Raw genomic sequence first — 26,816 nt, 5'->3', positions numbered from 1 at the left:
CGCGCCCGGCCACCTCCACGTTCCGGATCAGCACGACCGGGCCCCGGGTGCCTCACCGTACGGGCGCGCCCCGCCGTCCCGGTCCGCGTCCGGCGGCGCCGCTGCCGGACGTCCCGCTGTCCCCCGGTGCCCGGCCGACGCGGGCCCCTCACCTGCTCCGGTCCCGGTGCCGGTCCCCCGGGCCCCCGCGAGGCGGGCCGCGCACGCCGTCATCGACACGCACAGCAGTTCGCCGCCCCCGGCGGCCAGCGAGCGGGCGGTGGCGTGGGCGGCGAACAGGCCCGTGACCGGGTCGGCGAGGGCGTCGCCGAGGAAGACCGGCCGGCCGGCCCGGTCCCGGCCGGTGAGGCCGCCCGCCACGGCCGCGTCGTCACCGAAGGCGACCCGGTCGTCCGACCGGCCGTACCCGGTGATGCTCACCCAGACCCGGCCGGGCCGGGCGGCGAGGAAGCGTTCCGCGTGGACGCCGAGCCGGCGCAGTGCCCTCGGCCGGGACGCCTCGATCACGATGTCCGCCTCGGCGACCAGGTCGGCGAGGGCCGGGGTGGTGAAGTCGAGCACGCGGCTCTCGTGGCCCTCGTGGAGCAGCCGGTAGAAGCCGGGGTGCCCGAAGCGGGCGCCGTCGGGGCGGGTCGTGCTCTCCGCCTTCACCACGCGCGCTCCGGCGAGTCCCAGCAGCCGGGCACAGAGCGGACCGGCCCACAGGGCGGAGAGGTCGACGACCCGGAGGCCGGTGAGGGGGCGTGGCCGGCGTGACCCGTGGCGGGTCGCCCGGACCGGGGGCCGGTCGGCGCCGGCCGAGGCGTGCGCAGCCGCCGGGATGCCCAACAGCTGGGCGCGGTCGGCCAGTTGCGCTGCCGTGACACCTCGCGCCGCCGTGGGCAGATCGGCCCCCGGGGGCGCTCCGAGGAGGGCAAGCAGGGCGGGCAGGGCGGCCGTGTCGTCGGGGCGGGCCAGGGTGACGGCGGCCCAGCCGTCGGCGGTGGCGAGGAGCCGGCTGGAGCCGCCCGCCGAGACCCGGCCGGGGAGCGCGGCGAACCCGGCGAGGCGGGCCCGGAGGAAGAGGGCCTCGGACAGATCGACGGGGACACCGGTGAGGGAGGTGAAGTCGTCGGTCGCCTCGGTGAGGGGCGCGAGGTACGGCGCCACGGACCGCGTCCAGGGTGGCGCGCCCGCCTCAAGAGTGGCGTTCTTCTCCATGCGAACACCCTTCTCCTCAGAGGTGAGGCAAGATTACACTCCGGGGGTCATGGAGCCGCCCTTCCGCCTGATCGACCTGGACCGCGGCAGCGGTCCGCCTCCCCGGCCGGGGCAGGCCGTGCTGGTGGGAGTGGCCGACCGGCCGCGTCCGGTGGGCGGGGCCTTCGACGTCCTGCTGACGGCCGAGCCCGACCCGCCGCGCCCCTGGGTGGGCCGCGCCGACCCCGGGGCCGCCGTCGCGCTCCTGCGCGAGCAGGTCGCCCGGCAGCCGGCCGCGGCCGTCACCCTCGTCCAGGTCCTGCGCGCGGGCGCCGCGCTGCCCGCCCCCGACCGGCTGGTCCTCGAATCGCTCGCGTACTCCGCGTTGCAGGGCGGCGCGGGTTTCCGCGACTGGCTGGCCACCGCCCCCGCGCGCACCCCGCGCCCGGCCGCCGAGCCGGTGCGGCTGCACCGCGACGGCGGGCGTCTCACCGTCACCCTGGCCCGGCCCCGGGTGCGCAACGCCTTCGACGCCGCGACCCGTGACGCCCTGTGCGAGGCGCTGGAGGTGGCCGTGGCGGACCCCACGGTCACCCGGGTCGACCTGCGGGGCGAGGGCCCCGCGTTCTGCGCCGGGGGCGACCTCGCCGAGTTCGGTACGTCACGGGATCCCGCCGCCGCCCATCTGGTCCGGGTCGGCCGCAGCCCCGCCGCGCTGCTCCAGCGCTGCGCGGCGAAGGTGACCGCCCATCTGCACGGGGCCTGTGTGGGCGCGGGCATCGAACTGGCGGCGTTCGCGGGCCGGGTGCGGGCGGCACCGGACACCACGGTCCGCCTGCCGGAGCTGGGCATGGGCCTGATCCCCGGCGCGGGCGGCACGGCAAGCCTCCCGCCCCGGATCGGCCGACGACGCACGACGTATCTCGCCCTGACCGGAACCGCGTTGGGCGCGGCGGAGGCCTTCCACTGGGGGCTGGTCGACGAGATCGACACGGACACCGGCCGGCACGCCGGACGGTCGGGACCACAGTGACACCCCGTCAATCTGCGGGTGAGGGCGGTGCGGTGGAGCTGCGGACCGACAACTCGACCGCCGCGCCGCCGGGTTCGGGAGGCACCGGGCCGTCCTCGACCGCGCGGCGGCGAGGACGGCGACGGCATGCTCGGCGAGGGCGGTGAAGTCCTGGCGCAGGGTGGTCAGCGGCGGGGAGAGATAGGCGGCCGCGGGGATGTCGTCGAAGCCGACCACGCTCACGTCGTGCGGCACGGTCCGGCCGACCTCGGCGAAGGCCCGGATGAGCCCGATCGCCATGTCGTCGTTGGCCGCGAACACGGCGGTGACCCCGGGCAGCCGGGCGAGCGCGCGGCCCGCCGCGTAACCCGAGGCGGGGCTCCAGTCGCCCTCGGCGGGCAGGGGCGGCTCGGGGGCCCCCGCGGCGGCCAGCGCCTCGCGCCAGCCGCGCACCCGGTCCCGGGCACTGAACCAGTCCTGCGGGCCCGGGACATGGTGGACCGTGCGATGGCCGAGGGCCAGGAGATGCGCGGTGGCGATCCGGGCGGCGGCGACCCCGTCGGCCTCGACGACGGTGCTGCGGCCGCCCGTCGTCTCGACGGGGGTGCCGAGGCTGACGACCGGCAGATCGGTGGGGAGCCGGGTGGAGCGGCCGTCGTGGATGGGCTCGGCCAGCACGATGCCGTCCACGCCCTGCTCCAGCAGCGACTCCAGGGCCGCCGCGACCCCCCGGCCGGGCGCGGTGGTGGCGAAGGCGCAGGCGTATCCGGCCCGCCGTACGGCCTGTTCGAGGCCGAACAGGAGCGAGGTCGGGCCGTACAGCGCGGAGCCCAGGGCGAGGACGCCGATCCTGTGGTAGCGGCCCAGCAGGAGGGCGCGGGCGGCGGTGTTGGGGCGGTAGTCCAGCTCCCGCACGGCGCGCAGGACCCGCTCGCGCACCTCGGGGCTGACATGGGGTTCGCCGTTGACGACCCGGGACACCGTCTTCTGCGAGACGCCCGCCGCGCGGGCCACCTCCGTCATCCCCGGACCGCGCCGGGGCCGGGGCGAGGACATGGGCGCTCCTGTCGCGTTCGGGTGCGACTACGTAGTCAAACCGGTCCACGACCTCCCGAAGACCGGCTTGACTACGTAGTCACGCCAGTCTTGGCGGCGGATACCCGCACGTCAAGACCCGTCCCGACCTTTCCCGGACACTCGTCACCCGACACACAGATTTTCCTCACCCGTCATCCACGGCCCGCCGAGGGCGGGAAAAGCGCATTCCGATTCGGACAAGCGCTCCAAAGGAACCCATTTTATTTCGGTCGTTGACGCTTCCACATTACGGCCGGGCAGGGGGCGGGGCCGGGCCCGAAAGGAATTCATCCGATTTCCTCCGTCCTGGCCGCCCGCCGACGACTGACCGAATCATTGCGGCTGGTTACCAGCCGATCGTTCGATCGTTGACCGGTGAGTAATAAGAGCACTACCTTTCTACGCGTTTCGAGCAAGTGTTTTGATCCCGCCTTCCGCGGTGACCTGTGCCCGCGCGAATGCGGTGCACCGCCTTTGCTGTCCTGAACCCCCCACCCTGCGGTTTCACGTTGATTCGGAGAATCATGACGTCCGCTGCGCGTTCCGAGGACATGATCATCGGCATCACCCCGTTCGGCGCGCCCGACGCCGGTCTCGCCCTGGCGATCGGCCGGGCCGGCGGCCTCGGCGTGCTCGACCTGGGGCCCGGGGACCGAAGAGCGCGCGAGGCGCTGGCCCGGCTGCGCCGCGCCTCACCGGGCGCCTACGGCGTGCGAGTCGGACCGGGCTGTCGGCTCACCCCCGCCGATCTCCCCGCCGGGGACGCCGGACCGCACACCGTGGTGCTCGCGGCGGACGCGCCCTGGCCGGTGGCCGAGGTCGCGGGCCGGTACCGCGTCCTGGTGGAGGTCACCGACCGCGCGGGGGCCGGGGAGGCGGCGCGCGCCGGGGCGTACGGACTGATCGCGCGGGGCACCGAGTGCGGCGGCCGGGTCGGCGGGCTCGGCACCTTCGTCCTGCTCCAGCAGCTGCTCGCGGCCCCGGACCTCGGACTGCCGGTGTGGGCGTGCGGCGGGATCGGTCCGCGCACGGCCGCCGCCGCGGTGGCCGGCGGGGCGGCCGGTGTCGTCCTGGACAGCCAGCTCGCCCTGCTCGACGACTCCGCGCTCCCCGAGCCGGCGGGCGCCGCGCTGCGCGCGATGGACGGCTCGGAGACCGTCGTCCTGGCCGGGCACCGCGTCCTGCGCCGACGCGGTCCCGACGCCCTCCAGGTCCCCGAGGACGCCGGGCCCGAGGCGGTGGCCGCGCTGCTCGGCGCACGCGATCCGCGCACCGAGCTCCTCCCGGTGGGCCAGGACGGCTTCCTCGCCGCCCGCTTCGCCGACCGCTGGGGCGACGCCCGGCGCACGGTACGGGCCCTGCGCGAGGCGGTGCTGGACGCCGTACGGGACGACACCGCCGTACGGGCGCTGGGGGCAGGGTCGCCGATGAGCGCCGCGCTCGGCACCCGGCTGCCGCTGGCGCAGGGGCCGATGACCCGGGTGAGCGACGAGGCGTCCTTCGCCGCCGCGGTCGCCGCGGAGGGGGCGCTGCCGTTCCTGGCGCTGGCCCTGGCGGACGGGGCACGGACCCGGGAGCTGCTCGCGGCGACCCGGGACGCGGTGGCGGGCCGGCCCTGGGGGGTCGGGGTGCTCGGATTCGCACCGGAGGAGGTACGGGCCGCGCAGCTGGAGGCCGTGCGGGAGCTGCGGCCGACGCACGCGGTCATCGCGGGCGGGCGGCCGTCCCAGGCGCAGGCCCTGGAGCGGGACGGCATCCGGACCTTCCTGCACGTGCCGTCGCCGGGGCTGCTGCGGCAGTTCCTCCAGGCGGGGGCGCGCCGGTTCGTGTTCGAGGGCTCCGAGTGCGGCGGGCACGTGGGACCGCGCGCCGCCTTCCCCCTCTGGGAAGCCCAACTCGCCGTCCTGGAAGACCACTTGGCCGGGAACGACGGTTCCGACCTGGAGGTGTTCTTCGCGGGCGGGGTGCACGACGAGCGGTCGGCCGCGATGGTCGCCGCGCTGGCCGCCCCGCTGACGGCGCGCGGGGCGGCCGTCGGGGTGCTGATGGGGACGGCCTACCTCTTCACCGAGGAGGCGGTGGCGCACGGCGCGATCCGCCCGCTGTTCCAGCGCCAGGTCCTGGCCGCCGAGGGCACCACACTCCTGGAGTCGGCCCCGGGCCACGCCACCCGGTGCGTGCCGAGCCCGTTCGCCGCCGACTTCCGCGCGCAGGAGGCGCGGCTGCGCGCGGAGGGCGTGCCCGAGCGGCAGGTCTGGGAGGAGCTGGAGCGCCTCAACGTGGGCCGACTGCGCCTCGCCAGCAAGGGCGTGACCCGCGACGGCGCGGGCACCCTCGCCCCCGTCGACGAACAACGCCAGTACGCCGAGGGGATGTTCATGGCCGGGGAGGTGGCCGTGCTGCGCTCGGCCACCACGACCCTCGCCGCGCTGCACGCGTCCGTGACGACCGGCGCGGCCGGGCATCTCGCCCTGCGGGCCGCCGAGTTGGGTGCTGCCGCGGTGGGCCGCACGGAGCCCGAGGCGCCGGCCCCGCTGGACATCGCGGTCGTCGGCATGGCGTGCATGTTCCCGCAGGCCCCCGATCTGCCCACCTTCTGGGCCAATGTCGTCGGCGGCGTCGACGCGGTCGGCGAGGTCCCGGCCGACCGCTGGGACCCGGCCGTCCACCACGGCGAGTCCACCCCGTCGAAGTGGGGCGGCTTCCTGCCGCCGATCCCCTTCGACCCGCTGCGCTACGGCATCCCGCCCGCCTCCCTCGGCAGCGTCGAGCCGGTGCAGCTGCTGTCGCTGGAGGCGGCCCGGCGGGCCCTGGAGGACGCCGGATACGGCGACGGCGGACGGGAGTTCGACCGCTCACGGACCTCGGTCGTGTTCGGCGCCGAGGCGGGCAGCGACCTGTCGAACGCGGCCACCCTGCGGGCCGTGCTGCCCTCGTACTACGGCAAGGTCCCGGCCGGCCTGGAGGAACAGCTCCCCAGGCTCACCGAGGACTCCTTCCCCGGCATGCTCGCCAACGTCATCTCCGGACGGATCGCCAACCGGCTCGACCTCGGCGGCGCCAACTACACGGTCGACGCGGCCTGCGCGTCCTCGCTCGCCGCGGTGGACGTCGCCTGCAAGGAACTCGTCGGCGGCACCTCCGACGTGGTTCTCTGCGGGGGCGCCGACCTGCACAACGGCATCAACGACTACGTGCTGTTCTCCTCGGTCCACGCCCTGTCCCCCACCGGCCGCTCCCGGGCCTTCGACGGCTCGGCGGACGGCATCGCGCTCGGCGAGGGCGTGGCCTGTGTCGTCCTCAAACGGCTCGCGGACGCCGAATGCGACGGCGACCGGATCTACGGCGTCGTCAAGGGCCTCGGCGCCTCCAGCGACGGCCGCTCCCTCGGCCTGACCGCCCCCCGCCCCGAGGGCCAGCGCTCGGCGCTGGAGCGGGCCTACCGCAGCGCGGGCGTCTCCCCGGCCGACGTCGGACTGGTCGAGGCCCACGGCACCGGGACGGTCGTCGGCGACCGCACCGAACTGCGCATCCTCGGCGAGGTGTTCGGCGAGGCTGGCGCGGAGCCCGGTGCCTGTGTGCTCGGTTCGGTGAAATCGCAGATCGGGCACACCAAGTGCGCGGCCGGACTGGCCGGGATGATCAAGACGTTGCTGGCGCTGTACACCGGTGTCCGGCCGCCGACGCTGCACGTCGAGGCGCCCAACGCGGCCTGGGACGCGGACGCCAGCCCGTTCGCCTTCCACGCCGAGGCCCGGCCCTGGGCGGCGCCCGCCGCGGAACGGCTCGCCGGGGTCAGCGCGTTCGGGTTCGGCGGCACCAACTTCCACGCCGTGCTGAGCGCCCACGCGGACGGCGCGCCGCCGGTGCGGGGCCTGGACGCCTGGCCGGCCGAGCTGTTCCTGTTCCGGGGCCGGGACGAGGCCACGGCCCACCGGGCGATCGAGGAGCTGCTGCGCGCGGCGGAGGCCGAGGGCCGGCCGTGGCGGCTGCGCGACCTGGCGCTGAGCGCGGCCCGGCGGGCGGACGCGAGCGGCGATCCCGTGCGGATCGCGGTCGTGGCGACGGACGTCGACGACCTCGTCGGCAAGCTCCGGCGGGCGCTGCGCGGCGAGTCCGACCCCCGGCACGGGCTGCACCCGCACGACCCGCAGGACGGCGCGGTCGCCTTCCTCTTCCCCGGCCAGGGCAGTCAACGCCCCGGTATGCTCGCCGAACTCTTCCTGGCCTTCCCCGAGTTGCGCCCCTACCTGGAGCTCGGCCGGTCCCACGCCGACGCGCTGTACCCGCCGGCCGCCTTCGACGAGGCCGCACGGGAGCGGCAGCGGGCCGCGCTGACCGACACCCGCGTCGCCCAGCCCGCGCTCGGTGTCGCCGGGCTCGCCGCGCACGCCGTGCTCACGGCGGCCGGGGTGCGCCCGGACATGGCCGCCGGGCACAGCTACGGCGAACTGGTCGCCCTGTGCGCGGCCGGCGCCCTCGACCCCGACACCCTGCTGGACCTGAGCGCCGAGCGGGCGGCGGCCATCCTGGACGCCGCCGCCGGCGCCGGTCCGGAACCCGGCACCATGGCCGCCGTCGCCGCGGGCGCCGAGGAGACGGAACGGGCCCTGCGGGCGGCGGAGGCGCCCGGCTCGGTCGTCCTCGCCAACCGCAACTCCCCCGAGCAGACGGTGATCTCGGGCCCGACCGACGCGGTCACGGACGCCGTACGGCTGCTGCGCGAGGCGGGCCTCGGGGCGAAACGGATCCCGGTCGCCTGCGCCTTCCACAGCCCGCTCGTCGCCGGGGCCGGCGACCGCTTCGCCGAGGCGCTCGCCGAACGGCCGGTGCACGCACCCGAGTTCCCGGTCTGGGCCAACCGCACGGCCGCCCCCTATCCGGCCGACCCGGACGCCGTACGGTCCGGGCTCGCCGCACAGATCGGGGCGCCCGTCGCCTTCGCCGAGCAGATCGAGGCGATGTACGCGGCGGGGGCGCGGGTCTTCGTCGAGGCCGGGCCCGGGTCCGTGCTGACCCGGCTGGTCGGGCAGATCCTCGGTGACCGGCCGCACCGCACGGTGGCCTGCGAGCCCCGGCCGGGCGCCGGACTGGCCGGCTGGCTGGACGCGCTGGCGCGGCTCGCCGTGGCGGGTCTGCCGGTGCGCACCGGCGGGCTGCTGCGCGGCCGGGACGCCGTCGACGCCGTCCACGCCCCGGCACCGAAGCGGCCCGGCTGGACGGTGGACGGACACCTGGTCCGCACCGCCTCGGGCGCCCTGCTGCCCGGCGCGCTCGCCCCCGCCCGACGCGTCGCGGACCCCGCCGAAAGGACTGTGCCGACTGTGACGACGAACCCCCCGCACGGCGTCCCCTCCGACCGGGACGCGCTGATCTCCGAGTTCCTGCGCACCAGCCGGGAGATGATCACCGCCCAACGGGACGTGCTGCTCACCTACTTCGGGGCCACACCCGGAGCGCACGTCCCGGCGCCCCTGGCGCCGGCCGCCGAGGTCCGGCCCCAGGTGATCCCGGCGGTGGCCGCCCTGGCGCCGGTGCCGGCAGCCGTCCCCGTCCCTGAGCCCGCCCACGCTCCCGCCGGTGACACCGACGTCCAGCAGGTCGTCCTGGAGATCATCAGCGAGCGCACCGGCTACCCCGTCGACATGATCGAGCCCGACCTCGATCTGGAGGCGGACCTCAGCATCGACTCCATCAAGCGGGCCGAGATCGCCGGGGAGCTGGCGAAGCGCCTGGGCGCCGGGGGCGCCGCGGACCTCACCGCGCTGGACGACGCCGAACTGGAGGAGCTGGCGAAGGCACGGACGGCCGCGGCGGTGACGGACTGGCTCCGGTCCCGGCTGGACGGCCCGGCCGCCCCGGAGACGTCCCGGCCCGCCGCCGCGAGTACCCCCGGACCTGTCGACGAGGTCACGGGTGAGCCGCCCCGGCGCCATGTGCTGCGGCCGGTCCTGCTCGACCCGGCCGCGGCCGACCCGGCCGCCGTGCTCTCCGGCACCCGCTGGGCCTTCCTCGGGGACGCCCCGGAGGCCGCCGCGCGCCTCGCGGCGCACGGCGCCGAGGTCGTCGTACACGCCCGGGACCATGCCCTGTCCGAGGCGGACGGGCCGGTGGACGGTGTGCTGTACCTCGGCGCGCTCGCCGGGCCCGAGGACGACGTGCCGGTGCTGCCCGACGCGTTCGGCGTCCTCAAGGCGGCCCTCGGGCGCGGTCCGGGCCGGCTGCTGGCCGTACGGCACCTGGACGGCGAGGCGCCGGACGCCCGCTCGGCCGGGTTGCGCGGGCTGTTCCGCACCGTGGCACGGGAGTATCCGGAGACGCTCGCCCGGCTGGTCGACCTGGCCGACGCCGCGCCGGACGCGGTCGCGCGGGCCGTGGTCGAGGAGGCCGTGGCCGCCGACCGGACGCCGGTGGTGGTGCGTGCGGAGGGCGGACGGTACGGCTTCGAGCTGGTGGAGGAGCCCCTGGGGGCGCTCGCCGGCACCGGCGCGGGACCGGCCGGGGACGGGGTCGCGGAGGCGGCCGCGCTCGGCCTGGAGCGGGACTCGGTGGTGGTGCTGACGGGCGGGGCGCGGGGCATCACCGCGCAGTTCGCGGCGGCGCTCGCCGGCGCCGCCCGCTGCCGCCTCGAACTGCTCGGCCGCACACCCGCGCCGGACGGCCCCGAGGCCCCCGACACGGCGGCCGCGCGCACCACGGCCGAACTGCGGTCCGTGCTCGCCGCGCGCGGCGGGCTCAAGCCCGCGGAGATCAACCGGGCCGCCGAACTCCTGCTGGCCCAGCGCGAGATCACCGCGACCCTCACCGAACTCGGCGCGCTCGGCGCCCGGGTGCGCTACCGGTCGGTCGACTTCCGGGAGCCCGAGGCCGTGGTGCAGGCGGTCAAGGAGATCCACGCCGAGCACGGCCGGCTCGACGGCGTGGTGCACGCGGCCGGGATCATCGAGGACCGGCTGATCGCGGAGAAGACCGCCGAGTCCTTCCAGCGGGTCTACGGCACGAAGGCGACCGGCGCGGACGCCCTGCTCACGGCGCTGGAGGACCTGCCGTCCACGCCCGCGTTCACGGTGCTGTTCGGCAGTATCTCGGCCGTCCTCGGCAACCGGGGCCAGGTGGACTACGCCGCCGCCAACGACGCCCTGGAGACCCTCGGCGCCGCCTTCGCCGCCCGCACCGGACGGCGGGCGGTGACCGTGCACTGGGGCCCCTGGGCGCCCGCGCCCGGTCACGGCGGGATGGTCGGGGCCGACCTGGCCCGCGAGTACGCCCGGCGCGGCATCCGGCTGATCGACCCCGAGGAGGGGACCGCGGCGCTGCTGCGGGAGCTGGCGTGGGGCGATCCGTCGGTCACGGCCGTGGTCCACACCGCTTCGGGCTGGTGACCGGTGACGTCATCCCCTGTGACGGCCCGTCACGTGCCGGTCGCCATCGTCGGCATGTCCGTGCTGCTGCCCGGGTCCGCCGGTCTGGACGCCTACTGGCGCAATCTCCGGGACGGTGTGGACGCGATCGGCGAGGTGCCGGAGGGGCGCTGGGACGCCGACTACTACCGGCCCGGCACGGCCGCCGAACCGGCCCGCGCGGACCGGGTCTACGCCCGCAGGGGCGGGTTCGTGGACGGGCTCGCGGAGGTGGAGGTCACCCGGTTCGGGATCATGCCGAACTCGGTGGCCGGCACCGAGCCCGACCAGCTGATCGCCCTGCACGTGGCCGCCGCGGCCCTCGACGACGCGGGCGGCACGGACCGGCTCCCCGACCGGGGGCGGGTCGGCGTCGTCCTCGGCCGGGGCGGCTACCTCACCCCCGCCCTGGCCCGGCTCGACCAGCGGGTGCGTACGGCGGGACAGCTCGTGCGGACGCTGGGCGAGCTGCTGCCCGACCTCACCGACGGACAACTCGCGCGGGTCCGGGAGGCGTTCACCGAGCGGCTGGGGCCGGACAGCCCCGAGGCGGCGATCGGTCTCGTGCCCAACCTCGCCGCCTCCCGGGTCGCCAACCGGCTCGATCTGCGCGGCCCGGCGTACACGGTGGACGCCGCCTGCGCGTCCTCGCTGGTCGCCGTGGACCAGGCGGTCGGCGAACTGGCCTCCGGGCGCTGCGACCTGATGCTCGCGGGAGGCGTCCACCACTGTCACGACATCACGTTGTGGAGCGTGTTCTCCCAACTGCGTGCCCTGTCCCCGAGCCAGCGCATCCGGCCCTTCCACCGGGACGCCGACGGGATCCTCATCGGGGAGGGCACCGGGGTCGTCGTCCTGAAGCGGCTGGCGGACGCCGAGCGGGACGGCGACCGGATCTACGCCGTGATCCGGGGCACCGGCGTGGCGAGCGACGGCCGGGCGGCCGGGCTGGTCAACCCCGATCCCGGCGGTCAGGCGGCGGCCGTACGGCAGGCGTGGCGGGCCGCCGGGCTCGACCCCGCGGCACCCGGCGCGCTCGGACTGCTGGAGGCGCACGGGACCGCGACACCCGCCGGTGACGGCGCCGAACTGACCACGCTGGCCGAGGTGTTCGGGCCGGGAGCCGGCGACAGCGAGCGCGACGCGGTGCTCGGCTCGGTGAAGTCGATGATCGGGCACACCATGCCCGCCGCGGGTGTCGCCGGACTGGTCAAGGCCGCCCTGGCCGTCCACCACGCGACCCTGCTGCCCACGCTCCACTGCGACGATCCGCATCCCGGCCTCGCCCGCACCCGCTTCCGCACCCTGGAGAAGGCGGCGGAGTGGGAGACCGGCCCGGGGGCACCGGTCCGCCGGGCCGCGGTCAACGCGTTCGGGTTCGGCGGGATCAACGCACACGTGGTGCTGGAGGAGGCACCGGGACCGGGGGCACGGACGGGGGCCTGGGCGATCCCCGGTCCGTCAACCGGGACCGGGGCCGGGGCCGAAGCCGAGGCTGGAACCGGGGCCGAGGCCGGGGCCGGGGCCGGAGCCGGAGCCGAGGCCGGGACCGGAGCCGGAGCCGGGACCGGAGCCGGAGCCGGGACCGGAGCCGGAGCCGAGGCCGGGACCGGAGCCGGAGCCGGGACCGGGACCGGGGCCGGGACCGGGGCCGGGACCGGGGCCGGGACCGGGGCCAAGGCCGAGGCCGGAGCCGGAGCCGGGACCGGAGCCGGAGCCGGGACCGGAGCCGGAGCCGAGGCCGGAGCCAGAGCCGAGGCCGGGACCGGGACCGGAACCGAGGCTGGAACCGGGGCCGGGACCGGGACCGGAGCCGGAGCCGAGGCCGGGGCCAAGGCCGGGACCGAGGCCGGGACCGGGACCGGGACCGAGGCCGGAGCCGAGGCCGGAGCCGAGGCCGGGACCGGGGCCAAGGCCGGGACCGAGGCCGGGACCGGGACCGAGGCCGGAGCCAGGGCCGGAGCCGGAGCCAGGGCCGGAGCCGAGGCCGGGACCGGAACCGGGGCCGCAGCCAAGGCCACCGCCCCAACCACCGCCACCGCCACCGCCCCGGCCACCGGCACGGCCACCGGCACGGCCACTGCCACCGTGCACGGCCCCCGCCTCGCAGCCGCGCCGACCGCCGCCCCCGCGCGCACCCAGGTGACCGAACCCGAGCAGATCCTTCTTCTCGCCGCCGGCTCCCCCGGAGGGCTCGCCGCCCTGTTGGACGCCGACGACGTCACCGTGCGGGCCGCCGGGCTCGACCCCGCTCGTCCGCACCCCGGCGCGGGCCCGGCCCGGGTCGGGATCGTCGACCCCACCGCCAGACGGCTCGCGCTGGCCCGTCGCGCCGTCGGCAAGGGGCGTCCCTGGCACGGCCGCACCGACGTCTGGTTCCGGCCGGGCCCCCTGCTGGGTGCCGGAGCCGGAAAGCTGGCGTTCCTCTTCCCCGGCCTGGAGGGCGACTTCACGCCCCGGGTCGACGACATCGCCGCCCACTTCGGCCTGCCCGCCCCCGAACTCCCCGGCCGGGAGGCCCAGGACATCGGCCGGCACGGCTTCGGTGTCGTCGCCGTGGGCCGGCTGCTCGACACCGCGCTGCGCCGCGCAGGGATCGTGCCGGACGCGGTCGCCGGGCACAGCGTCGGCGAGTGGACGGCGATGGCGGCGGGCGGACTGTACGCGGGCGACGAGGTCGACACCTTCATGGCGGGCTTCGACCCCGACACTGTCACCGTCCCCGGGCTGGCCTTCGGCGCGATCGGCGCCTCCGCCGAACGCGTGCTGACGGCGCTGCGCGAGGAGGGCCGGGCCGGGTCGGGACTCGTCCTCTCCCATGACAACGCGCCCCACCAGTCCATGGTGTGCGGGCCGGAGGCGGCGGTCGAGGACTTCGTCCGCGCGTTCCGCTCCCGGGGTGTGCTCAGCCAGGTGCTGCCGTTCCGGTCGGGCTTCCACACACCGATGCTGGAGCCCCACCTCGGCCCGATCCAGGAGGCCGCCGACCGGTTCCGGCTCCAGTCGCCCCACACGCCCGTCTGGTCCGGCACGACCGCAGCGCCCTTCCCCGAAGGGGAGTCGGAGATACGGGAGTTGTTCGTCCGGCATCTGCTGGAGCCCGTGCGGTTCCGGCAGTTGGCGCAGGCCCTGTTCGCAGCCGGGCACCGTGTGTTCGTCCAGGCGGGCCCCGGTCAGCTCGGCTCCCTCGTCGGCGACACCCTCGGCGGCCAGGACCACCTGGTCGTCGCCGCCAACTCCCCCCACCGCACGGGCCTGGCCCAGCTGCGCCGGGTGGCCACCGCGGTGTGGACGGCGGGCGCGGACGTGGCTCCCGCGCCGGCCCGGCACTCCCGGCGGGCGCAGCCGGCACGGCCCCCGGTGCGGCTGGACCTGGGCGGCGCCCTCGTGTCGCTCCCGCCGGACCGGCTCCCCGGCCTCCGCGCAGCACTCCGCACCCCGACCGGTGGCCGCACCCCGACCGGCGGCCTCCCCTCGCCCCTGGACTCGCTCGCCGCACACTCGCCGCTGGCCGCCGAGTTGACCGCGCTCATGCGGGAGACCGCGGACACCGCCGCGGCCCTGCTGGACGCCTCGGCCCGGCGGCCCGCGCCCAGGGCGCCCGCCCCGCGCCACACCACCGTCCGGGTCTCCCCCGACACCATGCCGCACCTCCTCGACCACTGCTTCTTCCCGCAGCGCCCCGGCTGGCCCGACGTGGCCGACCGGTGGCCGGTGGTGCCGGCGACGACGATCGTGCGGCACCTCATGGACGCGGCGGCCGAGGCGGCCCCCGGTACGGTGCCGGTCGCGGTGCACGGCGCGCGGTTCGAGGAGTGGCTCACCGCCACCCCGCCGGTCGACGTACCGGTGGCGGCGGTCCCGGAGGGTCCGGACCGCATGGCCGTCTCCTTCGGCCCCCGCGCCCGCGCCACGGTCGAACTGGCCGCCTCCCACCCGTCCCCGCCCCCGGCCCCGTGGCCGGCCGGCACCGCCGCCGAACGCGTCCCCGAGCACTCCGCCGCCCAGCTCTACGACGAGCGCTGGATGTTCCACGGCCCCGCGTTCCGGGGCGTCACCGAGCTGACCGCGATCGGCGACCGGCAGGTGCGCGGGATCATCACCACCCCGACCGCGCCGGGCGCGCTGCTGGACAACGTCGGGCAGATCCTCGGCTACTGGATCATGGCGACCCGGACCGAGCGGACCGTGGTGTTCCCGGTCGGCATGCGGGAGATGCGGTTCTACGGGCCGCACCCCGCCCCCGGCACCGAGGTCGCGTGCCTCGTCCGGATCACCTCGCTCACCGACACCGTCCTGGAGGCCGACGTCCAGCTCACGGTCGACGGCACGGTCTGGGCCGAGCTGTACGGCTGGCAGGACCGCCGGTTCGACAACGACCCGAAGACCCGTCCCGTCGAGCGCTTCCCGGAGCGCCACACCCTCTCGGAGTCCCGGCCGGGCGGCTGGACGCTGCTGCACGAGCGCTGGCCGGACCTCGCCTCCCGCGAGCTGATCATGCGCAACTCGCTCGGCGGCCGGGAGCGTGACGCGTACGCGGCGCACGCCCCGCGCGGCCGCCGCCAGTGGCTGCTCGGCCGGATCGCCGTCAAGGACGCCGTACGGCGGTGGCTGTGGGACCGGGGCGAGGGCCCGGTCTTCCCTGCGGAACTCCGGGTGGACAACGACGCGTCGGGCCGCCCGTACGTCACCGGTGTGCACGGGCGGGTCCTGCCCGCGCTGGACGTCTCCCTGGCGCACTGCGCGGAGGCGGGCGTCGCGATCGCGCGCCCGCACACCTCCGGACCGGGCCCCGGCATCGACATCGAGGAGATCACGGAGCGCACACCCGAGACCCTCGAAGCGGCCCTGGGCCCGGACGAACTCCGGCTGCTGAGAAGCCTGTTGCCGACCACCGAGCACGCCGAGCACGCCGGGGGCGCCGGGGACCCCGAGGCGCTCTGGTTCACCCGATTCTGGGCGGCCAAGGAGGCCGTCGCCAAGGCGGAGGGCACCGGATTCGGCGGCCGGCCGCGGGACTTCAGCGTGCGGGAGGCGACCCCGGACGGGCACCGGCTGACCGTCGCCGGACGTCTGGCGGGCGCCTACACCGTGCACTGCGAGACCGCCGCCAACCCGCCCACCCTGCCCGCCCGGCAGTACGTCGTCGCCTGGACCACCGGCCCGGCGGACCCCGTCCCACCCACGCCCGCGCCCGCACCGGCGGACCGACCGAAGGAGTACGACCGATGACCCCCGTCACCGCCGACGAGGAGAGCGTCCTCGCCGACATCACCGGCATGCTCGCCCGGCTCCTGGAGGACGAGTACGGCCTCGACGACGTGGAGATCGGCAGGGAGACCACGTTCAACCGCGATCTGGAGCTGGAGAGCATCGACCTGGTGACCCTGGCGGGACTGCTCCAGGAACGCTACGGAGAGCGGGTGAACTTCGCCGAGTTCCTGGCGGGGATGGAGCTCGACGAGATCATCGAGCTGACCGTCGGCCGGCTCGTCGAGTACGTGGTGACCAGTCTGAAGGCGGCGGAGGCGGGCTGAGCCATGGCGATGGTCGACACCGGCACCGTCCGGTTGCACGTCCAGCGGCTCGGTCCCGGCGGGGGCCGCCCGGCCGGCGCCACCGTCGTCCTGGTGCACGGGCTGCTCACCGACAGCCTGGCCAGCCACTACTTCACCGTCGGCCCCGCGTTCGCGGCGGCCGGACTCGACGTCGTCATGTACGACCTGCGCGGCCACGGCCGCAGCGAGCGCCCCGCCGAGGGCTACACCCTGGACCACAACATCGACGACCTGGAGGCGCTCCTGGACCGGCTCGGGGTGTCCGGGCCGGTGCACCTGGTCGGCAACTCCTACGGCGGCACGGTCGCGTTCGGCTACGCGGCCCGTCATCCGGAGCGGGCGAGCAGCGTCTGTCTCATCGAGTCCGAGCCGGCCACCCCCGCCTGGGCGGAGAAACTGGAGCGGATCCTGGGCTGGGTGGTGGAGCGGCTCGCGCACCACGAGCCGGAGGCGCTCGCCTGGGTCACGGCCAACCGGGGGCAGCACACGGCCCGGCTGGCCAGGGGCGCGGCGCGGCTGGTGCGGGAGACGACGCTCGGCCGGGACATCCCGGCCAGCCGGGTGCTCACCGAGGAACAGATCGCGGCGGTGCGCTGCCCGGTGCTGGCCCTCTACGGGGGCGACTCCGACCTGGCCGGGCAGGCGGCCTGGCTGGAGGGGCTGCTGCCGGACTGCCGGACGGTGCTCGTGCCCGGACATGAGCACTCCATCCTCGTGGAGGCCTCGGGGACGGTGGGCGAGCAGGCGCTGGCGCTGGTGGCGCGGACCCTGGGGACGGCGGCCCGGTGAGCGGGTTCCTGTTCGTCGTGCCGCCGCTGGTCGGGCATGTGAACCCCACCGTGGGGGTCGCCGCCGAGCTGGTCGCGCGGGGACACCGGGTGGCGTGGGTGTGCCCGGACCCGGAGCTGGTGGGGCGGCTCGCGGGGCCCGACGCGCGCGTCTTCGCGTGTGCCGGTGCCGTGAAGGGCGAGCGGCCCGCCGAGCTGCGCGGCCCCGAGGCGCTGAAGTTCCTGTGGGAGTGGTATCTGCTGCCGCTGGCCGAGGCGATGGCGCCGGGGGTGCGGGCGGCGGCCGAGGAGTTCCGGCCGGATGTGGTGGTGGCCGACCAGCAGGCGTTCGCGGGGGCGTTCACCGCCGAGCGGCTGGGGCTGCCCTGGGCGACCTCGGCGACGACCTCGGCGGAGTTCACCGATCCGCTGGCCGGGCTGCCCAAGGTGCGGGAGTGGGTCGACGGGCGGCTGGCCGCCCTGCGCGCGCTGCTCGGCGATCCCGCGCGGACGACCGACCCGCGCTTCTCCCCGCATCTCGTGCTGGGGTTCAGCGCGGCGGAGCTGGCGGGCCCGGCCGAGGGCGTCCGCTGGGTGGGTCCCTCGATCACCGCGCGCCCCGAGGCGTCCGGCTTCCCCTGGGAGTGGCTCGACGCCGGACGGGCCACCGTCCTGGTGAGTCTCGGCACCGCCAACACCGATGTGGGCGAGCGTTTTCTCGACGTGTGCCGCTCCGCGCTGCGCGAACGGGCCGACCAGGTGCAGGCGTTGATCGTCGATCCGGGCGGTACGCTCGGCGCCGCCGAGGGCGGCGAGGACGACAAGGACGTGCTGGTGGTGCCGTCCGTGCCCCAACTCGCGCTGCTGGAACGGGGGGTGGACGCGGTGGTGTGCCACGCCGGGCACAACACGGTGTGCGAGGCGCTGTGGCACGGTGTCCCGCTGGTCGTCGCCCCCATCCGGGACGACCAGCCGGTGGTCGCCGGGCAGGTCGTGGACGCGGGTGCCGGGGTGCGGGTGCGCTTCGGCCGGGTCACCGCGGAGCGGCTGGGCGCCGCCCTGGACGCCGTACTGCACGGGCCCGAGTACTGGGCGGCCGCCGACCGGATCGGTTCGGCGTTCCGTGCCGCGGGCGGCGCACCGGCCGCCGCGGACCATCTCGACGAGCTGGCAAGGGAGTCCGGATGACCGACGAGCTGCGGCCGACCGAGCGGATCGCCGCGCTGCGCCCCGGCTACCGGGCCGACCTCGCGGCCGGGGTGGAGCGCTTCCTGGAGCCCCGGCGCACCAGCTGCCCGTGGTGCGGCTGCGAGGCCCTCACCACCCGGCTGCGCACCACCGACCTGCTCCAGCACAAGCCGGGCCGGTTCGTGCTGGACCGCTGCGAGGGCTGCGGGCACGTCTTCCAGAACCCCCGGCTGAACGCGGAGGGGCTGGAGTTCTACTACCGGGACTTCTACGACGGCCTCGGGGAGAAGAAGCTCGGGGAGACCTTCGGGGCGCGGACGAAGGCGTACCGGAACCGGGCCGAGTCGATGCTGCCGCACGACCGCGCGCCGAAGGCCTGGCTGGACGTGGGCACCGGGCACGGGCATTTCTGCGCGGCGGCGCGCGAGGTGCTGCCGGACACGGTGTTCGACGGCCTGGACTTCACCGACGGCGTCGAACTCGCCGAGCGGGAGGGCCGGGTGGCGCACGGCCACCGGGGCGGCTTCCCGGACCTGGCGCCCGAACTGGCCGCCCGTTACGACGTGGTGAGCATGTTCCACTATCTGGAGCACAGCACCGATCCCGACCGTGAGCTGCGGGCCGCGCGGGAGGCGGTGCGGCCGGGCGGCCATCTGCTGATCGAGGTCCCCGACCCCGAGAGCCGGTACGCCCGGCTGCTCGGCCGCTGGTGGCTGCCCTGGCTCCAGCCGCAGCATCTGCATCTGGTGCCGGTGGGCAATCTGCGCGACCGGCTCACCGAGCTGGGCTTCACGGTGGTCGCGGAGCAGCACGCCGAGCCGCACGACCCGGTCGATCTGCTGGCCGCCGTCTGGCTTGCGCTGGACCACGCGGCGCCGCGCGAGGACGCGCCGTGGCTGCCCGCACGGCCGGGCGGGCCGCGCCGGGCGCTGCGGGCGGCGCTGCTGATCGCGGGCATCCCGGCGCTGATCGCGGGCACGCTGCTCGACCGGTTCGCCGTCCGGCCGCTGGCGCACCGGCTGGGTGTGTCCAACGCGTACCGGATCGTGGCCCGACGCGACTGACGGCTGGGCAGACGGGTTCCGCCGTGCTAGCTTCGGGCCCATCGCATCAACAGGAATCCTGATGATCGACGGTACGGTCCGACGAACGGAACCCCCATGTCCCTCCTGGCCAGACCGGCGGTGGCGACCCGCGCCGCCAAGACGATGCAGGGCCTCACCAGACTGGCGGGCCGCCGCTCCGGCGGCCCCGGTTCCGCGGCCGCCTGGCGGGCCCGGTTCCCCGAGTACCCGCGGGACGCGAGCGGGGCGACCGTGCCGACCTCGGTCGCCCCGGCGCCGGTCACGGTGTACCTGCCGCCGGCCGGGACCGCCACGCGGCCGCCCGTCCACGTCAACTTCCACGGCGGCGGCTATGTCATGTCGATGCCGGTGATGGACGACGGGCTGTGCCGGTTCCTCGCCGTCGAGGCGGGCGTGGTCGTGGTCAACGTGCAGTACGTGGTCGCGCCGCAGCACCCGTTCCCGGCGCCGACCACCCAGGCGTACGAGGTCGTGCGCTGGGTGGCGGAGCACGGCGCGGAGCACGGCTGGGACGGCGCGCGGCTCACCGTGGGCGGGCAGAGCGCGGGCGGCGGCCTCGCCGCGGCCGTGGCCCGCCAGGCCCTGGAGCGGGGCGGGCCGTCGATCGCCCTCCAGGTGCTGCACTATCCGCCGCTGGACCTCGCCACCGCCGCCCGGGACAAGAAGGCGGCGGTCGCCCGGCCGATGCTGCGGCCCTGGATGGCGGACGTCTTCGACACGTCGTACGTGCCCGACGCCGGGGAGCGCGCCGACCGGCTCGTCTCCCCCGCGCACCCCTCGGACACCGCCGATCTCCGGGGCATCGCGCCGGCGCTGGTGGTCACGGCCGAGTACGACCTGCTGCGCGCCGAGGCGGTCCGCTACGCCGAGCGGCTGCGCGCGGCCGGTGCCCTCGTCGAGCACCACGACGTGGCCGGCGCCGACCACGGCTATGACACGAGCGACGACGAGAAGGCCCGTGCCGCCTACGCCCTGATGGCCCGTCATCTCCTCCGGGCCACCGCGCCCGACGCCTCCTGAGAGGCGCGGGCGCCGCGGTCCCGCCGGGAGCCGCCGTCCCCCTATTCGGCGGCTTCCGGCGGGACGACCCCCAACTGCTGTGCGCGTTCGGTCAGTTCACGCCACACCTTCGGCGCGACCGGGATGCCCCGCTCCCCTCGGCCCGCGGCCACGGCGGCGCTGCGTTCGCCCGGGTAGAACACGCCCTCGGCGCCGTCCGCCACGGGCAGTCCCTTCAGGGTGTCCAGGGTCGCCTCGACGTCCTCGGTGAAGACGTCCGCGGCGCCGAAGGCCGCCGGGTCGACCGCGAGGAGCAGGGCGTTCTGGCGGTGCCTGCGGCCCGCCGGGTCGTCGGAGTGGAAGGCGGCGAAGATCGGCGCGCCGACCAGCACACTGGTGAGCAGTTCGAACGCCAGCGACATGCCGGAGCCCTTCGCCCCGCCCAGCGGCAGCGGCATGACCGCCCGCTCCGGGTCGGTGGTGGGAGTGCCGTCCTCGGTGGCCGCCGCCCCCTCCGGCAGCGGACTGCCGGACGCCTTCGCCTGCCGGATCTTTCCCAGGGCGACGGTGGCGGTGGCCATGTCGAGCAGCGGCGGGGCGTGCCGCGAGCCCGGGGCGGTCGGTACGGCGACGGCGAGCGGGCTGGTCGCGACCGCCGCGCCCTTCGCCCCGGTGTAGCCCATGTTCGGCATGCCGGCGACGAACCCGATGCCGATCAGGCCCTGTTCGGCGATCCGCGACACGTAGTAGCCGATCGCCCCGGTGTGCACGGTACGGCGTACGCCGACCGCCGCGACCCCGGTCGACCGGGCCCGGGTGACGGCCTCGTCGGCGGCGGCGGTGAGGGCGACCGGGCCGGGCGCGCGGTCGGCGTCCAGGACGGCCGCGGCCGGGGCGCTCGACTCGACGACGATCCGGGGGGCGGCGTTGGCGACGCCCTTGTCCAGCAGGTCCAGATAGGCGGGGACGCGGGCGATGCCGTGCGAGTCGACACCGCGCCGGGCGGCCCAGACGAACACCTCGGCGGTGGTCCGGGCGTGCTCGGCGCTCAGACCGCCCTTCTCCAGGAGGGCGGCGGAGAAGGCGCACAGGTCCGCCGCGGGCACCAGGACCTTCGGGGAGGGGGTGGGCATGGGAGTCTCCTGGGTCAGCGGGTGACGAGGACGTCGACGACGGCGGTGGTGCCCCCGGCCACGGCCTTGAGGGCGCGCTCCAGGGCGGGGGCGAGCGCGTCCGGGGTGTCGACGGTCTCGGTGTGCATGCCGAAGGGCTCGGCGAAGGACGCCAGCCGGGGCAGCCGGTGCAGATCGGTGCCCAGCCACTCCCCCGTCCCGGCGGCGGCGCCGTCGGGGTAGAAGCGGCGGTGGTTGAGGTTCATGGACCGGTAGACGCGGTTGTTGAACACCACGACCAGCAGCGGGAGTCCGTACGTCCTGGAGGCGTCGTACGACGGGACGAGCGGGTTGTAGACGAACGCGCCGTCGCCGATCGTGAGCACCACCGGGCGCTCCGGCGCGGCGAGTTTGACGCCGAGGGCGACCGCGAGGCCCTGGCCGAGTCCGCCCTGGACGTAGAAGTACGAGTCGGGGGCGGAGGTGCGCAGATGCCGCTTGACCACTCTGCTGTGGGTGATCGTCTCGTCCACGACGATCCCGTCCCTGCCGTCGAGCAGTCCGCGCAGGGTCGCGGCGACCAGTACCGGGTCGATGCCCTCCGCGGCCGCCGCCCGTGCTTCGGCGGCGGCGACGGCGGCCTGTTCCCGCGCGTGCCGCTGTTCCTGGGCCGTGCGGCGGGCGCTCAGCGCCGCACCGTCGAGGTCCTTGGCCCGTTTGGCCAGCTGGCGCAGGCTGTTGGTGACGTTGCCCTCCAGGTACCGGTCGGCGAAGAGGACTTGGTAGACGACGTGCGGGCGCTGCGGCACCTCGTCGATCACCACGACCGTCGCCCGGGCGGGGCGGCGGGACGGCGGGTAGAAGGGGGCCCGGCAGTTGACGAGCAGGATCAGGTCCGCCTCGTCCAGCCACGGTCCGATGTCGCTGCCCGCGTGCAGCGGGTGGGTGCGCGGGAAGTTGCCGCAGACCGCGGAGTCGGGCTCGACGACCGGGATCTGCCAGGCCTCGGCGAAGGCGACGAGGGCCTCGAAGCCGCCCGCCTCCCGGCCCGCCGTCTCGGTGACGATCACCGGGTGGGTCGCCTCGCGGATCAACTGCGCGACGGCGTCGGCCTCTTCGGGCGAGCTGTGGGTGGAGCCGGGCGGGACGACGGGCTTGGCCGTACGGCCGTCCCACTCCTCCAGCAGGATCTCCAGCGGGACGTTCAGGTAGGCCGGTCCCGCCGGGGCCCGCCAGGACAGCTCCGCCGCCCGGGTGATCATGGTGGGCAGGGTGTGGACGCTGGCGGCCTCGTTGGCCCACTTGGTGAAGGGCTGGGCGACATGGTGCGGGCCGCCCACGATCGACAGGTTGCGGTACCACTGCCCGCCCGGGTCGTGGCCGGGGGCGTCGCCGTAGGTGGTCGACTCCGAGGAGGCCACCACCATGGGCACGCCCGCGAGGAGCGCGCCGTGCACCGCCATCGAGCCCTGGAGCAGGCCGGGGGCCGCGTGCAGCAGCACCCCCTGGGGGCGGCGGGCGAGGAGTGCGTAGCCGGTGGCCATGCCGACGGCCACGGTCTCGTGGGTGAGGTCCAGGTACCGGGGCGCCGGCTCGCCGTCGCGGTGGCGGCGGGCCAGGGACTCCCACACCGGGGCCCATTCGGAGCCGGAGGAGCAGAAGAGATGGTCGGCGCCGGCGGCCTCGAAGGCGGCGACGAAGGCATCACCGCCGTCCAGGCGCGGCGCGGGAGTGGTGTCGGTCATCTGCGTGGTGTCCTCAGCCCTCGATCGGCCAGTTCAGGACCTCGGAGATACCGCGGCCCATGATCCACTCCAGTTCCTCGGGCGTGAAGTCCCAGTGCTTGGTGAACTGTTCGATGGTGTCGGTGTAGGTGATGCCGTGGCCCAGCAGCCGGGTGATGTCCGTGCCGTAGAAGCAGCGCTGCGGGCCCATCCTGTCGACCATCTCGCGCACGTACTTCTGGATGTTGCCGTGCGGGAAGGGCTGCGTCGAGTAGCCGGGGAGCGCCGAGACCTTGACGTAGATGTTGGGGTGGACGGCCAGGTCGGCGGTCTCGGAGACCCAGTAGCCGATCGCGTCGTCGACACAGCGGGCCATGATGCCCATGTGATCGATGATGATCTTCAGCTCGGGGTGCTTCGCGGCGATCTGCCCGAGTTCCCGCTTCCAGATCGGGGCGTGGACCATGGTGGGGATGCGCAGTTCCTCGGCGACCGGCCAGTACCAGTCGTTGGTGCCGTCGATCATCCAGTTGCGGTCCTGCGGCCGGTGGAAGGTGAGCCTGGTGCCCTTGACGTGCGGGTTCTGCGCGAAGTCCTGGAGCATGGCCCTGCCCTCGTCGGGCTTGTCCTGCGGAATGCGGGCCATGATGCCGAACCGGTCCGGGTGGGCCTCGCAGGCCTCCAGGGCGTAGTCGATGCGGTCGCCCTCCCAGGACGGCGGCAGGATCAGCGCGCGGTTCACGCCGGCCTCGTCCATCAGCTCCAGGGCCTCCTCGTAGGAGAACGGGTCCTCGCGGTGGCCGTTGAGACGGATCCGCTCCCGGGCGCCGGGCACCCAGGGGCGGTCCGGGGTCTCTTCCAGCCAGATGTGGATCTGCGTGTCGACGACGAACATGTCCCGTACTTCCTTCTCTCGGTGGGGCACGTGGTGGGGCGTTGCGCAGGGAACGCTAGGCGGGCGGAAAGGCCTTGCGGAGCCCCTGGGAGCGCAAGCTGTTCTTGCGCGGATCCGCCCTGTTCGCAGGGCGTTTCAGGAGGCGGAACGGTGGGCGAGGACGGTGTCGGCGAGATGCTCGGCGATCGCCATCGAGGCGGTCGCGGCGGGCGAGGGCGCGTTGCGCACGGCGGTGACCCGGCCGAGGCGGTGGACGCGGAAGTCGTCCACGAGGGTGCCGTCCCGGTCCAGCGCCTGGGCGCGCACCCCCGCCCCGCCGCGCACGACGTCCCGGACGCCCACGCCGGGGACGTACAGTCCGGCGTCCCGCATGAAGGCGGCCGTGGAGAAGGAGCCCCGGTACTCCTTGATGCCGGTACGCCAGTGCCGGGCCGCCATCCGCCAGGTACCGGGGTAGACGGCGAGGCCGGCGAGGTCGCGGGGGGAGATCCGGGTGCGGGTGTAGCCCTCGCGGGCCAGGGCCAGGACGGCGTTCGGGCCGACCTCCACCGTGCCGTCGACCCGCGGGGTGAAGTGGACCCCGAGGAACGGGTAGCGCGGGTCCGGCACCGGGTAGACCAGGCCCCGCACCAGGTGCGTGCGCTCCGGTCTCAGCAGCATGTACTCGCCGCGGAAGGGCACGATCCGCGGCTCCCCGCGGTCCCGGGCGAGACCGGCGACCGTGTCGGAGTGGAGGCCCGCGCAGAGGATCAGCCGGTCCACGCGCAGGCGTTCCTCCCCCGAGGAGGTCCGGGACGCCACCTCCACCCCGCCGGGCACCGCCCTGATCCCCGTGACCGGGAAGCCGAACCGCACCTCGCCGCCGGAGTCGACGACGTCCCGGGCGAAGGCGCGGGCGATCGCCGGGTAGTCGGTGATCGCGGTGCGCGGCGAGTGCAGGGCCGCGATCCCCCCGGCGTGCGGCTCGATCTCCCGGATCTCCTCCCGGGAGACCCTGCGCAGATCCGGGACGTGGTTGGTGCGGGCCCGCTCGAACAGGGCGTCCATCCGGCCGAGTTCGTCCCGGCGGACGGCCACCACCAGCTTGCCGGTCTCCCGGTACGGCAGTTCCCGGTCCCGGCAGTACGCGCGCAAGAGGGCGACCCCGCGCACGCACAGCCCGGCCTTGAGGCTGCCGGGTGGGTAGTACAGGCCGGCGTGGACGACGCCCGAGTTGTGGCCGGTCTGGTGCAGCGCGGCCGCCCGCTCCTTCTCGACCACCACGACACGGGTGCCGGGGCGGCGCAGGGCGAGCTCACGAGCCGTGGCCAGCCCCACGATGCCGGCGCCCACGACCCCGATCGTCTCGTCAGCCATGGGCGCGCTCCGGGGCCCCGAGGTTGATCGCCACCGTCTTGACGCGGGTGGAGAAGCGGAGCACCTCCTCGCCCTGCTCCTTGTACGCCGTACCGGAGTCGCGGAATCCGCCGAACGGCAGATGGACGTCCCAGCCGGTGGTGGTCGTGTTGACGGCGACCTGCCCGCACTCGGCCGCGTCGGCGAACCGGTGGGCGCGGGCCAGATCGCGGGTGAAGACGGCGGCGGCGAGCCCGAACGCGGAGTCGTTGACGGCCTCGACGGCCGCGTCGAACCCGTCGACCGCCCGCAGCGCGAGGACCGGTCCGAACACCTCCTCGCGCCAGAGCGCGGACTCGGGCGTGACGTCGGCGAGGACCGTCGGCAGCACATGGCAGCCGTGCGCCCGCTCCCCCTCGGTGTCGGCCCGGCCGCCGGTCAGGACGGTGGCGCCCTGCTCGACGGCCCGGGTGACGGCCGCGAGGACGCCGTCGCGCTGCTTCGGGCTCGACAACGGGCCCAGCGTCGTCGCCGGGTCGGTGCCCGGGCCGCCCTTCAGCGCCGCCACCTCGCCGAGGAGGAGCCGGGTGAACTCCTCGTACACCGGGCGGTCGACGATCACCCGGCTGGTGGCGGTGCAGCGCTGCCCCGCCTGCCCGAACGCGGCCGCCGCCACGGCCCGCGCGGCGGCCGGCAGATCGGCGTCCGCCAGTACCACGGACGCGTTCTTGCCGCCGAGTTCGCCCTGGAAGCGGACGTTGCGGTCGGCGAGCCGGCGGCGGATGCGGTTGCCGACGGCGTTGGAGCCGGTGAAGGTGAGGCCGGCGATCCGCGGGTCGTCGAGCAGGGCCTCCTCGATGGAGGCGGTGCGTCCGGTGACGACGTTCAGGACACCGGCCGGCAGCCCGGCGTCGTGCAGGGCGCGGGCGAGGTGCAGCCCCGCCAGCGGGGTCTCCGTCGCCGGCTTGAACACGGCCGCGTTGCCCGCCGCGAGCAGGGGGGCGAGCTTGCGGGCCGGGGTGATCAGCGGGTCGTTCCAGGGGCTGATCACCAGGATCACCCCGATCGGCTCGCGCTGGGTGTGCGTACGGTGGTGCGGGCGTACGTCGTGCAGGAGGGTGCCGTAGCCCTGCCGGGCGCATCCGGCGTAGTACTCCAGGAAGTCGGCGGCCTTGAGGGTCTCACCGGTCGCCTCCGCGAGGGTCTTGCCGTTCTCCGCGGTGACGTCGGCGGAGATCTCCCGGGCGCGCTCACGGATCAGCCGCGCCGCGTCGGTGAGGATCCGGGCCCGCTCGAACGGGCTGGTGCGCTTCCATACGGCGAACCCGCGCTCGGCGTGGTCGAAGGCCCGGGTCACGTCCTCGGCCGGGAGGGCGGGGACGCGGGCGACCGGGGTGCGGAGGTCTGCGGGGTCGAGGACGTCGATCCAGTCGCCGCTCGTCACCCACTCCCCGCCGGAGAGGGTTTCCTGGGTGCGCATGTACG

The 26,816-nt window shown here is 75.7% G+C and carries 14 protein-coding genes and 1 pseudogene; 8 read left to right on the top strand and 7 right to left on the bottom strand.

The window, feature by feature from the left end:
* Window positions 1-27 precede the first annotated feature (27 nt).
* Window positions 28-1,200: a CoA transferase gene (locus tag ABZ490_RS04455; protein ID WP_358983932.1), complete on the bottom strand. Its 1,173-nt coding sequence runs from the start codon at window positions 1,198-1,200 to the stop codon at window positions 28-30.
* Between the two features lie 49 nt (window positions 1,201-1,249).
* On the opposite strand from ABZ490_RS04455, the gene ABZ490_RS04450 reads away from it, so the two are divergent.
* Window positions 1,250-2,212: an enoyl-CoA hydratase/isomerase family protein gene (locus tag ABZ490_RS04450; RefSeq protein ID WP_358983929.1), complete on the top strand. Its 963-nt coding sequence runs from the start codon at window positions 1,250-1,252 to the stop codon at window positions 2,210-2,212.
* A gap of 159 nt (window positions 2,213-2,371) precedes the next feature.
* Here ABZ490_RS04450 and ABZ490_RS04445 read toward each other — a convergent pair.
* Window positions 2,372-3,214 (bottom strand): annotated as a pseudogene (locus ABZ490_RS04445) (LacI family DNA-binding transcriptional regulator); the annotation flags it as partial.
* A gap of 578 nt (window positions 3,215-3,792) precedes the next feature.
* Between ABZ490_RS04445 and ABZ490_RS04440 the strand changes: the two are divergent.
* The 7 genes from ABZ490_RS04440 to ABZ490_RS04410 all read left to right on the top strand — a co-directional run bounded on the left by ABZ490_RS04440 (window position 3,793) and on the right by ABZ490_RS04410 (window position 20,286).
* Window positions 3,793-10,650 carry an SDR family oxidoreductase gene (locus tag ABZ490_RS04440; RefSeq protein WP_358983925.1) on the top strand — a complete coding sequence of 2,286 codons (6,858 nt, stop codon included), beginning with the start codon at window positions 3,793-3,795 and terminating at the stop codon, window positions 10,648-10,650.
* Window positions 10,651-10,668: 18 nt separating this feature from the next.
* A complete protein-coding gene (locus ABZ490_RS04435; RefSeq protein ID WP_358984333.1) occupies window positions 10,669-15,900 on the top strand; it encodes a beta-ketoacyl synthase N-terminal-like domain-containing protein in 5,232 nt (1,743 codons plus the stop codon).
* Window positions 15,897-16,205, top strand: coding sequence for an acyl carrier protein (locus ABZ490_RS04430; RefSeq protein ID WP_358983922.1), 309 nt, complete (start codon window positions 15,897-15,899; stop codon window positions 16,203-16,205). Before ABZ490_RS04435 ends, ABZ490_RS04430 begins: the two co-directional genes overlap by 4 nt.
* 3 nt (window positions 16,206-16,208) lie before the next feature.
* On the top strand, window positions 16,209-17,015 hold the full coding sequence (locus tag ABZ490_RS04425; protein ID WP_358983919.1) for an alpha/beta hydrolase: 807 nt from the start codon (window positions 16,209-16,211) through the stop codon (window positions 17,013-17,015).
* Window positions 17,012-18,181, top strand: a complete 1,170-nt coding sequence (locus tag ABZ490_RS04420; protein WP_358983916.1) for a nucleotide disphospho-sugar-binding domain-containing protein — start codon at window positions 17,012-17,014, stop codon at window positions 18,179-18,181. Before ABZ490_RS04425 ends, ABZ490_RS04420 begins: the two co-directional genes overlap by 4 nt.
* Window positions 18,178-19,245, top strand: coding sequence for a class I SAM-dependent methyltransferase (locus tag ABZ490_RS04415; protein ID WP_358983913.1), 1,068 nt, complete (start codon window positions 18,178-18,180; stop codon window positions 19,243-19,245). Before ABZ490_RS04420 ends, ABZ490_RS04415 begins: the two co-directional genes overlap by 4 nt.
* Before the next feature lie 96 nt (window positions 19,246-19,341).
* Window positions 19,342-20,286: an alpha/beta hydrolase fold domain-containing protein gene (locus ABZ490_RS04410; protein ID WP_358983909.1), complete on the top strand. Its 945-nt coding sequence runs from the start codon at window positions 19,342-19,344 to the stop codon at window positions 20,284-20,286.
* 41 nt (window positions 20,287-20,327) lie between these two features.
* Here ABZ490_RS04410 and ABZ490_RS04405 read toward each other — a convergent pair whose 3' ends face one another.
* From ABZ490_RS04405 to ABZ490_RS04385, 5 genes are all read right to left on the bottom strand, one after another.
* Window positions 20,328-21,398 (bottom strand): Ldh family oxidoreductase, encoded by a 1,071-nt coding sequence (locus tag ABZ490_RS04405; RefSeq protein ID WP_358983906.1) that lies wholly within the window; start codon window positions 21,396-21,398, stop codon window positions 20,328-20,330.
* 14 nt (window positions 21,399-21,412) lie between these two features.
* A complete protein-coding gene (locus ABZ490_RS04400; protein WP_358983902.1) occupies window positions 21,413-23,122 on the bottom strand; it encodes a thiamine pyrophosphate-dependent enzyme in 1,710 nt (569 codons plus the stop codon).
* 13 nt (window positions 23,123-23,135) lie between these two features.
* Window positions 23,136-23,996 carry an amidohydrolase family protein gene (locus ABZ490_RS04395; protein ID WP_358983899.1) on the bottom strand — a complete coding sequence of 287 codons (861 nt, stop codon included), beginning with the start codon at window positions 23,994-23,996 and terminating at the stop codon, window positions 23,136-23,138.
* Between the two features lie 135 nt (window positions 23,997-24,131).
* On the bottom strand, window positions 24,132-25,352 hold the full coding sequence (gene lhgO, locus ABZ490_RS04390; protein WP_358983896.1) for an L-2-hydroxyglutarate oxidase: 1,221 nt from the start codon (window positions 25,350-25,352) through the stop codon (window positions 24,132-24,134).
* Window positions 25,345-26,811 (bottom strand): aldehyde dehydrogenase family protein, encoded by a 1,467-nt coding sequence (locus ABZ490_RS04385; RefSeq protein WP_358983894.1) that lies wholly within the window; start codon window positions 26,809-26,811, stop codon window positions 25,345-25,347. Before ABZ490_RS04385 ends, lhgO begins: the two co-directional genes overlap by 8 nt.
* Window positions 26,812-26,816: the final 5 nt, after the last annotated feature.

It is taken from the genome of Streptomyces sp. NPDC005811 (assembly GCF_040630405.1).
GTDB lineage: Bacteria > Actinomycetota > Actinomycetes > Streptomycetales > Streptomycetaceae > Streptomyces.
Note: the sequence above shows the minus strand (reverse complement) of the source record. Positions and strands in the feature narration are given on the sequence as shown.